This is a genomic window from Alkalibacter rhizosphaerae, from assembly GCF_017352215.1.
GTDB classification, from domain to species: Bacteria; Bacillota; Clostridia; order Eubacteriales; family Alkalibacteraceae; genus Alkalibacter; species Alkalibacter rhizosphaerae.
On record NZ_CP071444.1, the window covers coordinates 1,332,984 to 1,348,091 of the forward strand.

The following is a 15,108-nucleotide window of genomic DNA, read 5'->3' on the forward strand; positions in this document are numbered from 1 at the left end:
CGGACCCCTTGGAGTCCTTTAATTTAATCGATTGATCCGTTTGGACAATCGGTTCCCAATGCCTTGGATCACTTGCACGATGATGATGAGAAGCAAGATGGTGACGACCATCAAGTCCGATTCATAGCGATAATATCCATACCGGATGGCGATGTCTCCCAGACCGCCGCCGCCGATAACGCCGGCCATGGCGGAATACCCCACCAGGGTGATGGTGGTCAGAGATGCTCCTAAAATCAGGGATGGCAAACTCTCCGGGATCATGACCTTGTAGATGATCTCAAATTTGGAACACCCCATGGAGGTGGCCGCTTCGATGATCCCCTTGTTCAGTTCCTTCATGGATCCCTCCACCAGTCGCGCAACAAAAGGTGTTGCTCCAATGACCAGGGGGACGATGGATGCGTTCACCCCGATGGCCGTCCCCATGATGGCCCTGGTAAAAGGGATCAATGCGATCATGAGGATCAAGAACGGTACGGATCGGGTCACATTCACCACCGTGCCCAGGGCCCGGTTAAAGTGGCTGGCCGGCAGGATGTGGTTGTCCTCCGTCACCACCAGGGCGATCCCCAGGGGAAGGCCGAAGATATAAGCGATCAGTGTGGCGGCAAAGACCATGTACAGGGTATCCAGGGTCCCTTTCGCCAGTATGTCTCCAAATTCTGCGATGACGTCCATGTCACACCTCCCCAAAATGATGGATGATGTCCTTGGTCCATCCATCCTTTACGATCTTGGCGCTTTCTATGACCGCCACTTTATTGCAAATGGTTTCCACCACTTTCATCTCATGGGTGATGATGATGATGGTGACCCCCAGTTTTTCGTTGATGTCCTTGAGCAGCTTTAGTATGGACAAGGTGGTCACCGGGTCCAGAGCCGAAGTGGCTTCATCGCAAAGAAGGACCTTTGGATGGTTTGCCAACGCTCGGGCAATGGCCACCCGTTGCTTTTGACCGCCGCTGAGTTGGGCCGGATAGCTGTTGGCCTTGTCCTGCAGACCTACCAGTTCCAGTAGTTCCGCCACCCGATTTTCGGCATCTTTTTTGTTCACTTTGGCGATCTCCAGAGGAAATCGGATGTTGTCCGTAACGCTTCGCTGCATGAGCAGGTTGAAATCCTGAAAGATCATGCCCAGGGATTGTCTGGTCTTTCGAAGCTGGTCTTCTCCCATGGCGGTGATCTCTTCCCCGTCGATGTATACCTTGCCTTCCGTGGGGCGTTCCAGCAGGTTGATGCAGCGGACCAGGGTGCTTTTCCCCGCTCCGCTGAGTCCGATGACGCCGTAGATGTCTCCTTTATCCACGTTCAAGCTGACGTTTTCCAAGGCCAGAAAGTCTCCTGCCTGGTTGGAATATATCTTTGTGATGTTCTCGATTTTGATCATTCGTTAGTTCCCTTTCCAGTGCCGCTCCCCTTCAAATATAGTACATGGGAGCGTGGAGACCCAATTTCTTCTTGTAGTCTTCCACCATTTCTTCCAGTGTGATGCCATCCACCAGGTCCCGTATGTTGGCATCGATCCGCCGCCATACCATGTCGTTGATGCAGGTCGTCAATTTGCTATGTTCCGCTCCTACATCTTCGTTGCCGTAGTCGATGATGGAGACGTCCCCCTCCAGGACCCGCAGAATGTCGCCGGCGGTCACATCTTTGGGATCCACAGCCAGCAGATACCCGCCCTGGGCCCCCTTGACGCTTTGGACCATGTTGTTTTTGCGAAGAGCGGAAAACACTTGCTCCAGATAGATTTCAGAAACGTTCTGCCGCTGGGCGATCTGCCCCAGTGCCTGATGTCCGTTGCTGCTGTATATGGCCAGATCGATCATGGCTCGAAGGCCGTACCGACCCTTGGTCGAAATCTTCACCCTGTTCCCTCCTTCGCAATTTATTAAATATAATACTCCAATTCCACGTCGGTCATGGACCCTTCATAGCAAACAAGCAGATCCTGCAGGGTGATCTGGTCCATCACCCGGTTGATCTCCATGCCCACTTTGCCCCAAACCTGCATGGTGGGACATACTTCCTTATTGGGACATTTGCCGTCGTCTTCCAGACAGTGGACCGGCAACAAAGACCCTTCCACTGGGCGTACGATGTCGCCAACAGTGAAGTCTTCGGGATTTTTGGCAAGGCGGTACCCGCCCTGGGCCCCCCGAACGCTTACCACCACGCCGGCTTTTCGAAGCTGTACAAACAGCTGCTCCAGGTAATTTTTCGATTTGCCCAACCGTTGGGCCACATTTTTTAAACTTTCCAATTCTTCCTTGCTGTTGTGAGCCAGATCCACCACTGCTTCCAGCGCATATCGGCCCTTCGTAGAAATCTTCATAATTACCTCCAGATATACTACTATATATTACCACTTCGTTTTCATCGATTCAACCGGATTAAAAAAAAAGCCGCCCAACAGGCGACTTTTCCGGTTCAATTGCTTAAAGTGGTCAACGTGAAGTACAAGATCATGTCTTCCACCAGTTGCATGGTCTCGTCCACGTCTTCTCTGGCTTCTTCCGGGATGTCGTACTTGGCCAGGGTATCGTCCAGATCCGTGTAGTATTCGCTTTTGATTTTGATTTTCTTCGTATCCATGAGAACCTCCTAGTACTTTCCGTAGTTGTGGACCGTATCCAACAGGGGTTGGAAATTGTCCCAATTGATCTGTGCGGCCCGCAGGATGGACTTGTCGAAGTTGAAGGTATAGCCTCCATCCACCGCCAGGATGTCCATATATTCCTTGGCCTTGTCGCACACTTCTTCTTTCGTTCCTTTTTTCAGCAGGTTCACCGGGAACAATCCGGAGATGATATGCCGGTCCCCCACTTTTTCCTTGATCACTTTGGGGTCGCCGTATTCAAACTGCAGCTCGCATCCCGGCGGCAGCTCGTTGAGGTAATCCAGGATGTGCATCCAGTTTTCTTCGCAGAAAATGTTCACGCCGAATCCGGCATTGTAAACGCCCCATACCGTTTCTTTAAAGGTGGGCCACCAGAACTTGGCAAAATCCTTTTCCCTCATATAGGTGGGCATGTGGAGGGCGAAGAAGATTCGGTTGGTCCGGTTTGGATTTTCGATGTTTCGCGGCGTTCCTCCCTTGATCATGAGGGGGGTGATCAGTTCCACTGCCTCCAGCACCTGCTGGGGCTTTCGCCGGATGTCGATAAGGGATCCGGTGAAGGATCGCAGGTAATCTGCAAAATAATCGAAAGGAGCCCGGCAGATCCCGGAAAGGCCCGGCAATCTGGATTTCTGGTGTTTTTCGATCAGTCCGATGTTTCCCCGGACCAGCTTGCCGTTGATCTCGTCGGAGGCTTTGATGGTCTTTGCCATGGCAAAGGCCGCTTTCATGGGTGGAGCGTCGAATTCCGTAAACACCCTGGGAATGACCGTCTCCCATATGAATTTCAGGGGATCCGCCAAGAGCTGGTCATACTCGTCCTCTTCCATGCCGTGGACATTGGGGTGCTGGATGAACCCATCCGCTCCCATGACATTGGTCCTGCTTCCCGTAAATTTGCCCAACCAAGGCGTACCGGGCCAGGTCCCGATCAGGTTGTCCGTATCGTAGGTCCCGTTGAGTTGATCCGTTGCATCCAGTACTTTTGTCACCCCGTACTGGGCTGTTCGCAGGTCGTAGCCTGCCAATTCCAATGCAGCACAGGCATTGACTCCCAGCTTTTCCGGCACCCGGTCCGGCTTTTGACCGGTATAGATGTCCGTAAAAAGCTTGGTTTTGTATTCGCTGGTCTTTACATCCATTGTCATCTTGTATCCCCTTTCAAAATTGATTCCATTTTAACTTGTACAAGTAAGATTATATACAAAATATTTTCAATTATCAACATTTAAATTTAAATTCGTTTAAAGAAAAGACAAAAAAATAAAAAAAACTCCGATACCATCGTTTCCGAAGTAGTACCCGAGCTTTTATACGAAGTTGGTGATCCCGACTGGACTTGAACCAGCGACCTCTACCGTGTCAGGGTAGCGCTCTCCCAGCTGAGCTACGAGATCATTACCAACTTATTATACAGACAACCCCTGCAACTTTCAAGCCTTATTTGCTTTCTTTGAGGTATAAAATATTCTGCTGACGTTCAATACGGCAATGAGGGCCACTCCTACGTCGGCAAAGACTGCCGCCCACATGTTGGCCTGTCCCAGGGCGCCCAGTCCCATGACCAGGGCTTTTACCCCCAGGGCAAAGACGATGTTTTGTACGACGATCTTGTTGGTGTATTTTGCGATGCGAATGCCGTCTGCGATCTTGGCAGGATCGTCCTGCATGATCACGATGTCGCTGGCTTCTACCGCCGCATCCGATCCCAGGGATCCCATGGAGATGCCGATGTCCGCCATGGCAAGCACCGGTGCGTCGTTGATGCCGTCCCCCACAAACCCAATGGTCTTTTTGTCCTTCTTCTCCTCTTTCAGCGTTTCAAACACGGCCACCTTGTCCTGGGGAAGAAGTTCCGATCGGTACTCGTCCATGTGAAGTTGGTCGGCCACGTGACGGGCTATGTTTTCGTGATCTCCCGTAAGAAGGATGGTCCGCTTCACGCCCAGGTTTTTGAGGGCATCCATCAATCCTGCTGCGCTGTCCTTGATCTCGTCGGCAATGAGGATATAGCCCAGGTACCTTCCATCCACGGCCACATGGACCACGGTGCCGATATCGTCGGCGGTCAGGATCTCCAATTCATGATCCTCCATCAGCTTTCGGTTTCCTGCCAGGATCTCCTGATCCCTGTATTGGACACGGACCCCTTTTCCGCCAATCTCCTCATGGGATCGAATCTCCTGGGTCAACACTTCCAGGGGATACTTGTTTCGAATGGAGGATGCGATGGGGTGGTTGGACTGGCTTTCCCCAATGGAACCGTAGCGGAGGACCTCCTCCTCGTCCACTCCCTCTGCTGCCGTCACCTTGACGACACGGAAAACACCCTTGGTCAAGGTCCCCGTCTTGTCAAAAACTACTGTATCCATGTTTTTCAGGGCTTCCAGGTACTGGCTTCCTTTAATGAGGATGCCGGCCCGGGATGCGGCGCCAATGCCGCCGAAGTATCCCAGGGGGATGGATATGACCAAGGCACAAGGACAGGAGATGACCAGAAAGATCAGGCCCCGCTGGAGCCATTGGGAAAAGGGATCCCCGGTGACAAGGGGCGGGATCACGGATAAAGCCGCCGCCATGAAAACCACCGCCGGAGTATAATACCGGGCAAACCGGGTGATGAACTTTTCCGTATTGGATTTCTTGCCGCTGGCGTTTTCGATAAGGTGGAGGATCTTTGCCACGGCAGAATCTTCATAGGTACTGGTCACTTCCACCTGAAGGGAGGCATTGGTGTTGATGTAGCCGCCCAAAACAGGATCGTCCACGCTCAATTCCCTGGGCACCGATTCCCCTGTCAGGGCTGCCGTATCCAAAAGGGATCTCCCCGACCGAATGACCCCGTCCACCGGCACTTTTTCTCCCGGCTTGACCAGGATCCGGTCTCCCGTTGCCAAGGCCTCCGGCTTGACCTGGACCCAATCTCCGTCCAGCAACTTGTTGGCAAAGGAAGCTTTCAGATCCACCAGATCCTTGATGGATTTTCTGGAACTGTCCACGGCGTAGTCCTGGAACACTTCCCCCACCTGATAAAAAAGCATGACCGCCACGGCTTCGATGTTTTCTCTCAGGAAAAAGGCGCCGATGGTGGCGATGACCATGAGAAAGTTTTCATCAAAGACTTCCCCCCGAAAAATATTTCGTATGGCCGTATAAATGACATGATAACCGATCAAAAAGTAGGCGACCAGATACAAGACCAGAGAATATTCCATTCGTTGGTCGAAAGCAATGGCCAGGGCGTATGCGGCGATCCCCGCCCACAGGCGATGCTGGGAGAGCAAATAAGAGACAAGGGATTTTTTCTCTCTTCCCTCTGGTGGCCGGTTTTCGTCTTCACAGCCCACGCACTGGATCTCCCCGGCCTGGTAGCCCTCCGGTTCCTCCCCCTTGAGCCATACGGTCACATCCGGCTCGTAGCGTTTCACCAGGTCCTTGATCTGCTGGACCAGGACCTGCTGGTCCACCGACTCCCGGGCTTCCACCAAAAGAGAGCTGTTGACGAAATGGACGGTGGCCGACTTCACCGAGTCCATCCTGTTTGCGTGATCTTCGATTTTTGCTGCACAGGACGTGCAGTTGAGTCCGTCTAAAATAAATTCCAACATTATATTTTCCTACCTTTTATGTTCGACGTGTTTGTATGCGATCTCCAAGATGGACGCGATGTGTTCATCATCCAGGGAATAGTACATGTTTTTTCCGTCCCGTCGGGACTTGACCAGCCCGCTGGCCTTGAGGAGGCGCAACTGGTGGCTGATGGCCGACTGGGTCACTTCCAGCTGGTCCGTGATGCAATTGACGCAAAGCTCCTTGCCATGGAGCAGGATCGTCAGGATCTTCATTCGGGTGGGATCCCCAAAAACTTTGAAAAACTCCGATATTTCCTTGATCATTTCATCGTTGTAGGCTTCCATCGTTTTCCTCCAGTTTATATCATATGAATACATGCTCATATATTAATATAAATCCATTGTCCTCTTTTGTCAAGTGGAAAAGGTGGACTCCTTTGGATGACAAAAGAATTTTTTTCATATAAAATAGAAGCGGAAGTTACAAGAGTCTAAACAAGGAGGTCCGTCATGGCACCCACTTTTCACAACGACTGGAAGGAACTGCTGAAAGATCGTTTTCAAACCGAGTCGTATCTGCAATTGCGCACTGCCTTGAAGAAAGAATATGCCGCACATCGCGTCTTTCCGCCCATGGATCTAATCTTTCATGCACTGGAACTGACCGCTTATAAAGACACAAAAGTCCTCATTCTAGGCCAGGACCCTTATCACGGAGAAAACCAGGCCCACGGCCTTTGTTTTTCCGTCAATCCAACGGTGGATATTCCTCCATCCCTGCGAAACATCTACACGGAGCTGGAGTCGGACCTGGGCTGCAACCGGCCAAATCACGGTTTTTTGGAAAAATGGGCAAGGCAGGGAGTCCTGATGCTCAATGCCGTACTGACGGTCCGAGCCGGCCAGGCCGCTTCCCACCGGAATATTGGATGGCAAGCTTTCACGGATCATATCATCCACCTGCTCAACCAAAAAGAGGAACCCATGGTCTTCATCCTTTGGGGCCGGTACGCCCAAAGCAAAAAAGAAGCCATCACCAACCCCAGGCATTTGATCCTGGAATCCCCCCATCCCAGTCCCCTGTCTGCTTCCCGGGGTTTTTTCGGCAGCAGGCCCTTTTCCAAAACCAACCAGTTTCTTAAGGACAACGGCATGGAACCCATCGACTGGCAAATCGAACCTGTTGTGGAACTATGATGATGAAAACAAAATGATGGAGGTATATTGATGAATCTTTTCACCGAACCGGAATTGTTTGAAAAAAAAGAGTACCTGGAACTGCTTTCAGAAAAATTTGGAAACATTCCCTACGCCACGTCTGAAGTGGTCAACCTGAAAGCCATTTTGAACCTGCCCAAGGGAACGGAACACTTCCTGACGGACATTCACGGGGAATACGTGGCCTTCAACCACGTCATGCGAAATGCCTCCGGCGTGGTCAAGCGAAAGATCAAGGATGTGCTGGGCAAGACCCTGTCTGCCAGCGAGATTACGGAACTGGCCATTCTCATTTACTATCCGGAAGAAAAGCTCCAGTATATCAAAAAGCGGGAACCGGATCTTGCCAACTGGTACAAGGTGACCATTTACCGGCTGATCCAGGTCTGCCGGGACGCTTCCTCCAAATACACCCGATCCAAAGTCCGAAAAGCATTGCCCAAGGAATTCGCCTACATGATGGAGGAACTGCTCCATGAAGACGAAGACCGGTTCAACAAGCGGGACTATTACAACAAGATCATCGACACCATTGTAGAACTGGAACGGGCCGACAAGTTCATCATCCAGATCTCTGCCGTGATCCAGCGGTTGACCATCGACCATCTCCACATCCTTGGTGACGTCTACGACCGGGGACCGGGACCCCATTACATCATGGACACCCTGATGAACCATCACTCCGTGGACTTCCAGTGGGGAAACCACGACATCCTCTGGATGGGCGCTGCAGCCGGCGACAGGGCTTGCATCGCCAACGCCGTCCGCATTTGCCTGCGCTACGCCAACATGGACATCCTGGAAGACGGTTACGGCGTCAACATGCTCCCCCTTGCCACTTTTGCCATGCGGACCTATCGGGAAGACGATTGCAAAAAATTCATGCCCAAGCTGTCGGAAAAGGAACTCCTCTCCGACAACGACCGGAACATGCTGGCAAAAATGCACAAAGCCATCTCCATGATCCAATTCAAGCTGGAGCATCAGATCGTCATGGAAAACCCCGATTTCGGCATGGAAAACCGGCTCTTGCTGGACAAGATCAATTACGAAAACCACACCATCCAGATCGACGGAACGATCTATCCCTTGAACACCACGCATTTCCCCACGGTGGACCCGCAGACCCCCTGGATGCTGACGGAAGACGAACAGCACGTCATGGACCGACTGCAGACGTCCTTTCTAACGGCGGAAAAACTGCAGACCCACATTCGCTTTCTATACGCCAAAGGAAGCATTTATTTGAAATACAATGGAAATCTTCTCTTCCACGCCTCCATTCCCATGAATGAAGACGGCACCTTCAAGGAAGTCACCCTCTACGGGGAAACCGCATCGGGAAAAGCCCTGATGACCAAAATGGACCAATGGGCCAGAGAAGCCTACTTCAGCAAGTCCAGGCGAAGCTGCGGCACCGCCTTTCTCTGGTACCTGTGGTGTCACGAAGATTCCCCCTTGTTTGGAAAAGACAAGATGGCTACCTTCGAACGGTATTTCGTAGACGACAAGGGACCCCACAAGGAGCGCTACACTCCCTATTTCACCCTGGTCAACGAAGAATCCACCGCCATACGGGTACTCCAGGAATTCGGATTGGACCCGAAAGAGAACCACATCATCAACGGCCACGTCCCCGTCAAAACCACCTCTGGAGAATCTCCCATCAAGGCCAACGGCAGGCTTCTGGTCATAGACGGAGGTTTTGCCAAAGCCTACCAGAGCACGACGGGGATCGCCGGATATACCCTGATCTACAATTCCTACGGCCTCCAGCTGGCCAGCCACGAGCCCTTCGAATCCGTGGAAAAAGCCATCAACGACGGCGTGGACATCCGCTCCACCATCAGCGTCATTGAAAAGGTATTGGAGCGAAAACGGGTGGAAAACACCGACATCGGAGAAAAGTTGAAAAAACAGATCTACTATCTGGAGATGCTGATCCAGGCTTACCGAAAAGGCATCGTCAAGGAAAAACAATGAATGAAAAAAGCTGCAGCCCCTTTACCGGGTCGCTGCAGCTTTTCTTTTTCTTTAGGTATGAAACCGTCGCTTGATCTGTTCTTTCATGCTTTGGGGAAAATAATAGTGGAAGTACAACATGGAAAGTCCAAGGGCGCTTAAAGGGATCCCTCCGATGTAGGACCAAAAGAGATGGATCTTTCCGAAAAAATATCCAGTTACGGCTCCTTCCACTACGATAAAGTAAAGTCCCGCCAACATCATGAAAACGCCGGCCAGGATCAGGGGTTTTCGCTTTAAATGGCGATAGGCGAACACGCCGATCAGGCTCAAAAGGAATATCCCCGCCACCAGAGGCAGGCCCAGGGACCAAAACCAGTTCAATTCTCCGCCGATCCAGTCCATGGTAAATAAAAACCCTAAGGTGATCAGGGCGGACGCCGTCACAAAGAAATAGGGATTGGGTATGAAATTCAAAAATACGGCAATGTAGGCCAGCAGAAAGAAAGTGGCCGCCACGCTGTACCGGGCCCAGGTCAAGGTCCCCTGAAGCAGGATGTTTTGAAAGTACATGACCACAACAGCCAGCAAAAGAAAGACGGCAATGTTTTTGAAGATCCGCTTCTTGATGACCTTGAATTCTTTCGGATATACATTTTCCGGTGTGGGAAAGGGATGGGTTTGTTCTTCAACCTCTTCCTCTACCACCGGTATGGGAAAATCGCACAAGGGACAGTCCTTCCCTCCGTGATCTACCTTAACGCCGCATTTTGGACAATAGGCCATTTTCATCCCTCCAGATTGGTTTCGATCATTACTTCCATTCCCATTTCAACCAGATTGCGAAAAAACTCCCGCTCCAGTTCTTTTTCCAGGGTCAGTTTGCCAAAGGTGATGTGGATCTTTCCCTTGAATCCGACGCAGGTCACCTTGATGATGTTGCCGCTGCTGGGTGCCGGGTACACGTGAACGCTTTCCACTTCCTTTTCCAACTCTTCCCCCAGGGAGACCAGTCCCACATTGGAAAAGCCGGAAGTGTATCCTCTTTCCCCGTAAAAATGATAGATCCAGGGCATGATCAAGTCTTTTATAAAAACCGGAAAGGTCCGCAGGATCCAGTGCCGTTCGTTTTTCACATTTCGACTGATGATCTGGTCCATATATTTTTTGTCCACCTGCATTTCCATGAAATTCTTCACATATCGGAGGATCTCATCGAAGCTGTAGGTTCCCAGGCGGGGATCCAGCATGGGGGTGATGGGCGCAAAAAAATTCCGCATGGTTTTGGATGGATACAACAATCGCAAGTTCGCCGGTACATTCAGGACCACAGGACGCTTTTTATATCCTTTTTTTTCGATCCGATCCAGTATGGTTTTAAAGTAGACACCAATGAGAAATTCCGTAATGGTGACGCCCTTTTCTTTGGAGAGCCTCTTTATATCCGCCAGTTCCACCGTTCCCGTAACAACGTGGAACACTCCCTTTGGCAGAAGCTTATAGGGAAGGTGGAAAGCCTTTCCGCCTTTTTTGGATGCGGGATACCCTTTTTTGTAATACTTGGAGAAGCTGTCCTCCACTTCATCGGCCAGGACATCCTTCCCGGGTCGCTGAAGCTCTTCGTTGGTGGCCGTTTCCTTTTTCATCAGTCGCACATATTCCCGGATCAAGGTCTGCAAAAAAATCAGGCCTCCCGTCCCGTCGGTGATAATATGGGTGAACTCCACGCTGAGCCGTCTTTTATAATAGAGTACGCGAAAGGGAAAATTCCCCTTCTTTTTTACTTGATAGTGCATGCAGGGAAAATATCTTTCTTCCGTAGGCACGGGGATCTCCGTGTTTTCTTCAATGTAGTACCAAAATATCCCCCGCTTCACATGGGTGGCAAAGTAGGGAAATCGGGGCATGACATTCTGAAGGGCCGCTCCCAGGATCGCCGGATCCACTTCTTCCTTGAACACGGCGGAGAGTCGAAACATGGTGGTGTCCCTGTAATTGGCGATGGAGGCGTAGAGTCGTCCGATGTTGTCCAGTCGAAACCATTTTTTATTCATGGATCCCCCTTAAAATCCCAGCAGATCCAGCAGTTTTTTCTCCACGCCCCGATTTTCACCGATGTATGGATGATTGTGCATATGGATGGCCGGATTGAAATTCAGTTCAATGACGCCGTAGTTGTCCCTGCTTGGAGGGGCCGTCGTATCCTGGATCATCACATCTGCTCCCGTAATGGCGGCACCTACCAGCTTTGCGCATCGAAGGGCCAATTCCTTATATCCGGGATGGACCTTGTCCGTAAAATCCAGACTGTCTCCCCCAGTGCTGATGTTGGAATTTTCCCGCAGGTAGACCTTTTGTCCCTGAGGCAGTATGGAATCAAAGGTGAAGGACTGTTTTTTCAAGAAAGCAGCTTCCACCTCGCCCAGCTTTATTTTTTCCAAAGGCGTCACATACCCGGAACCCCGAAGAGGATCTTCGTTTTTTGCCGCCACCAGCTGCTGTACGGTGGACGCTCCGTCTCCGACAACGTTGGCCGGTTCCCGGTGGAGGACCGCCACCACTTCATCCCCCATGACCAGAAAACGATATTCTTTGCCGGGGATGTATTCTTCCACCATGACGGTCTCGTCAAACAAAAAGGCGTATTCCAGAGCTTCCTTGAACTCCTCTTCCGTTTCCAGGGGTTGAAATACCACCACCCCCACGCCAAAATTAGTGGATAATGGTTTTACCACTACACTGGTAGTCTTGAATTCTTCAAATCGCTCCAGACCTTCTTCCACATCGTGGATGCGGATCCCCTGGGGAACACGGATTCCGCCTTCCCGTAGAAGCAGCTTGGTGACTTCCTTGTTTTCCATGATCTGAGCGGCAATGTAGCTGTCCAGTGCCGTCTTTGTTGCCTGCCGAAGGATCTGTACCCGATCTCCTTTTCGGAGTCGAATGAAGTTGCTTTCCTCATCCAGTATTTCCACGTCCACCCCTCGCCGCCATGCTTCTTCCACGACCAGCTGGGTCGATAGTTCCAATGCCTTGATGTTCACCCTCATCTCATTTCCACCATCCTTCCAAGTCCATCTTAACACGAGCATTCCACCCTTGGCAACGGCAACCCCGGGATGCAAGAAATCCAGCATTGCCTAAGCAACGCTGGATTTATGGTCAACTTCTTTTATCTCTTCCTCTTTTCGGGAAACGATCCTGACTTCCTCGTTTTCCTCGAACATTGGTCTTTCGGACCGCCTTGGCCCGTTCAATGTTGATCTTGGTTCCCTTGATGGTGTTCTTGCTCATGATCTCCAAGACTTGGTCGGCATACTCTTCCGGGATCTCCACGTAAGTGTAGTCGTCGAAAATGTCGATGCTTCCGATGCTGCTGCCGCTGACCCCGGTTTCTCCCGCAATGGATCCCACCACGTCACCAGGTCGGATCTGATGGTTTTTGCCCACATTGATGAACAACTTGGCCATGGGCTCCTTGCTTCTGCCCCTCTTTGATCCTTTTGACGTGGGCAGATTGTCTTTTTTGAAGCCTCTCATATCCACATTGTCTTTTTCCGGCAGTTCCAGTTCTTCCTTGATAAGTGCTGCCGCTACCTCGATGGCCTGGTAATCTTCTGTTTCCAGCAAGCTTTCCAGGATCTTTATGTATCGCTCCAGCCCGCCTTGTTGGATCTTGCTCTTGATCTTTTCAACAAATGCATCGGTTTTTACCGTCTCGATCTCTCCAATGCTTGGGATGGGATGGCGCTTGATCTTCTTTTTGGTGTAGTTCATGACGCTTTTGAGCAGGTTGTAGTCTCGTGGCGTCACCATGGTGAACGCGGTTCCCGTACGACCTGCACGACCCGTTCTTCCGATCCGGTGGACGTAGTACTCTTCGTGGCTTGGCATGTCGTAATTCAAGACAATGGCCACATCGTCGATGTCCAGCCCCCGTGCCGCCACGTCCGTGGCAATGAGGATGTCGATGTCTCCCCGCTTGAACTTGGCGATGACGTTGGATCGAACCATTTGCTTCATGTCGCCGTGGATCTTGTCGGCGCTGTATCCCCTGGTTTGGAGAAGTTCCGTCACATCATCCACTTTCCGTTTGGTGTTGCAGAAGATGATGGCCAGATTGGGGTTGTAGACGTCGATCAACCGGGTCATGACCTCCATCTTGTCCTTTTCCTTGGTTTCCAGATAGAACTGCTCCACATTGGGGGTGGTCAATTCCTTGTGCTCCACCTTCACGATTTGTGGATCGTTCTGGTAGGTGTTGATGATCTCCAGGATGGCCTTTGGCATGGTGGCGGAAAAGAGCAGTGTCTGCTTCTCGTGCTCCACGCTTTCCAGTATGGTCTCGATGTCTTCCCGAAAGCCCATGTTCAGCATTTCGTCGGCTTCATCCAGGATGAATTTGTTTAGCTGGTCTATTTTAAGGGTTCGTCTTCTCAAGTGGTCCATGATCCGTCCCGGCGTTCCGATGACGATCTGTGCGCCTCGTTTCAGTCCCTGGATCTGACGGTCGATGGACTGTCCTCCAAAGACGGGCAGAACTTTGATCCCACGTTTGTACTTTGCCAGTTTTGATATCTCTTCAGATACCTGCAGGGCCAATTCCCGGGTGGGGCAAAGGATCAATGCCTGTGTTCTCTTGTCATCGGCATCGATGGCATCGATGGTTGGAATCCCGAATGCAGCGGTTTTTCCCGTGCCGGTCTGGGCTTGCCCAACGATATCCAGTCCTTGGTATACCAATGGGATCGACAATTGCTGTATCGGGGTCATCTCTTCAAAACCCATATCCTCGACGGCTTTTTTGATCTCGTCGCTGATTTGGGGTATTTCTTCAAACTTCATTTTTTCCATTTTATCATTCCTTTGATTTATTGAGAATTATTCAGTATATTCACGAACAGAACATAGATTGTTTTCGGGGAGTCCTTAGAATCAGTGTTTAATCGACGTGTTCCTTCAAATCCTATCTAGTCATTATACCAGTCTTAGACTTAAACGTCCAACGAATTCGTCTTTAGGTGGATCAAGATCTCTCCAAGGGAGCTTACGATCATATGAGCCCGGGACAGATCCTGCTCTCCCGAATTGGGGTTGTACAGTCCGTAAACAAACATATTGGCCTGCCGTGCAGCCTGGATGCCGTGGGTGGAATCCTCGATGACAATGCAGGCTTCCGGTTCGCATCCCATCCATGCCGCCGCCATCAGAAATATATCCGGTTCCGGCTTGCCTCGTTTGGGATCTTCGCCGCTGACCACGGCATCGAACCAGGATGTGATCTGAAGCTGGTCCAATACATGACGGATGAATTTCTTCTTGGAGGAAGAAGCCAGTCCGATCTTGAAGCCCTGTCCCTTCAAGTGATCCATCAGTTCCATAAGACCCTCCATGGGTTTCATGGACACTTCCTTGAAGACCGCCTCCTTGTGCTTTTTCTGTTTTTCCAACAGATCCTCCACCGTTTCCGTCAACCCGTGTTTTTGCTTTAATGCTCCATAGGTTTGCCGGTCCGGCGTACCGATGTAGGGTTTCATGTCTTCAAAGATCAGATCGACCCCCACTTCCGCCATGGTCCGTCGATCGCTTTCAAAGTGAAGGGGTTCGCTGTCCACGATGACCCCGTCCATGTCAAAAATGACTCCTTTTATATCCACCGCCGCCTTTCTTCCAATATTTTATTTGATATATATTTCATTTTAGGGTACAAATAGAGAAAGTACAATATAGGAG

The 15,108-nt window shown here is 50.9% G+C and carries 14 protein-coding genes, 1 tRNA gene and 1 pseudogene; 2 read left to right on the plus strand and 14 right to left on the minus strand.

Annotated elements, in window-relative coordinates; all coding sequences use genetic code 11:
• Positions 1–18: 18 nt before the first annotated feature.
• The 9 genes and pseudogenes from J0B03_RS06675 to J0B03_RS06715 all read right to left on the minus strand — a co-directional run bounded on the left by J0B03_RS06675 (position 19) and on the right by J0B03_RS06715 (position 6,540).
• Entirely contained in the window at positions 19–681 is a 663-nt protein-coding gene (locus J0B03_RS06675) for a methionine ABC transporter permease (protein WP_207298865.1), read from the minus strand.
• A gap of 25 nt (positions 682–706) precedes the next feature.
• Positions 707–1,390: pseudogene (locus J0B03_RS06680) on the minus strand (methionine ABC transporter ATP-binding protein); the annotation flags it as partial.
• 31 nt (positions 1,391–1,421) lie between these two features.
• Positions 1,422–1,871 carry an RrF2 family transcriptional regulator gene (locus J0B03_RS06685; RefSeq protein WP_207298867.1) on the minus strand — a complete coding sequence of 150 codons (450 nt, stop codon included), beginning with the start codon at positions 1,869–1,871 and terminating at the stop codon, positions 1,422–1,424.
• A gap of 23 nt (positions 1,872–1,894) precedes the next feature.
• Positions 1,895–2,338 (minus strand): RrF2 family transcriptional regulator, encoded by a 444-nt coding sequence (locus J0B03_RS06690; protein WP_207298868.1) that lies wholly within the window; start codon positions 2,336–2,338, stop codon positions 1,895–1,897.
• A gap of 95 nt (positions 2,339–2,433) precedes the next feature.
• Entirely contained in the window at positions 2,434–2,598 is a 165-nt protein-coding gene (locus J0B03_RS06695) for a hypothetical protein (RefSeq protein WP_207298869.1), read from the minus strand.
• Positions 2,599–2,607: 9 nt separating this feature from the next.
• The gene (locus J0B03_RS06700; RefSeq protein ID WP_207298870.1) at positions 2,608–3,771 is read right to left on the minus strand and encodes a uroporphyrinogen decarboxylase/cobalamine-independent methonine synthase family protein; all 1,164 of its coding nucleotides are present in this window, start codon (positions 3,769–3,771) and stop codon (positions 2,608–2,610) included.
• Positions 3,772–3,944: 173 nt separating this feature from the next.
• Positions 3,945–4,020, minus strand: a tRNA-Val gene (locus tag J0B03_RS06705).
• A gap of 36 nt (positions 4,021–4,056) precedes the next feature.
• Entirely contained in the window at positions 4,057–6,231 is a 2,175-nt protein-coding gene (locus J0B03_RS06710; RefSeq protein ID WP_207298871.1) for a heavy metal translocating P-type ATPase, read from the minus strand.
• A 9-nt stretch (positions 6,232–6,240) separates the two neighbouring features.
• The gene (locus tag J0B03_RS06715; RefSeq protein ID WP_246798083.1) at positions 6,241–6,540 is read right to left on the minus strand and encodes an ArsR/SmtB family transcription factor; all 300 of its coding nucleotides are present in this window, start codon (positions 6,538–6,540) and stop codon (positions 6,241–6,243) included.
• Positions 6,541–6,705: 165 nt separating this feature from the next.
• On the opposite strand from J0B03_RS06715, the gene J0B03_RS06720 reads away from it, so the two are divergent.
• Entirely contained in the window at positions 6,706–7,392 is a 687-nt protein-coding gene (locus J0B03_RS06720) for a uracil-DNA glycosylase (RefSeq protein WP_207298873.1), read from the plus strand.
• 30 nt (positions 7,393–7,422) lie between these two features.
• Positions 7,423–9,396, plus strand: a complete 1,974-nt coding sequence (locus tag J0B03_RS06725) for a fructose-1,6-bisphosphatase (RefSeq protein WP_207298874.1) — start codon at positions 7,423–7,425, stop codon at positions 9,394–9,396.
• A gap of 51 nt (positions 9,397–9,447) precedes the next feature.
• On the opposite strand, the gene J0B03_RS06730 is transcribed toward J0B03_RS06725, so the two are convergent.
• The 5 genes from J0B03_RS06730 to J0B03_RS06750 all read right to left on the minus strand — a co-directional run bounded on the left by J0B03_RS06730 (position 9,448) and on the right by J0B03_RS06750 (position 15,032).
• Entirely contained in the window at positions 9,448–10,161 is a 714-nt protein-coding gene (locus J0B03_RS06730) for a DUF6320 domain-containing protein (protein ID WP_207298875.1), read from the minus strand.
• A gap of 2 nt (positions 10,162–10,163) precedes the next feature.
• Entirely contained in the window at positions 10,164–11,429 is a 1,266-nt protein-coding gene (locus J0B03_RS06735) for a hypothetical protein (RefSeq protein WP_207298876.1), read from the minus strand.
• A gap of 9 nt (positions 11,430–11,438) precedes the next feature.
• On the minus strand, positions 11,439–12,461 hold the full coding sequence (gene gshAB / locus J0B03_RS06740; protein WP_246798084.1) for a bifunctional glutamate--cysteine ligase GshA/glutathione synthetase GshB: 1,023 nt from the start codon (positions 12,459–12,461) through the stop codon (positions 11,439–11,441).
• Between the two features lie 76 nt (positions 12,462–12,537).
• Entirely contained in the window at positions 12,538–14,229 is a 1,692-nt protein-coding gene (locus J0B03_RS06745) for a DEAD/DEAH box helicase (RefSeq protein ID WP_207298877.1), read from the minus strand.
• 140 nt (positions 14,230–14,369) lie between these two features.
• Positions 14,370–15,032 carry an HAD family hydrolase gene (locus J0B03_RS06750; protein ID WP_207298878.1) on the minus strand — a complete coding sequence of 221 codons (663 nt, stop codon included), beginning with the start codon at positions 15,030–15,032 and terminating at the stop codon, positions 14,370–14,372.
• Positions 15,033–15,108: the final 76 nt, after the last annotated feature.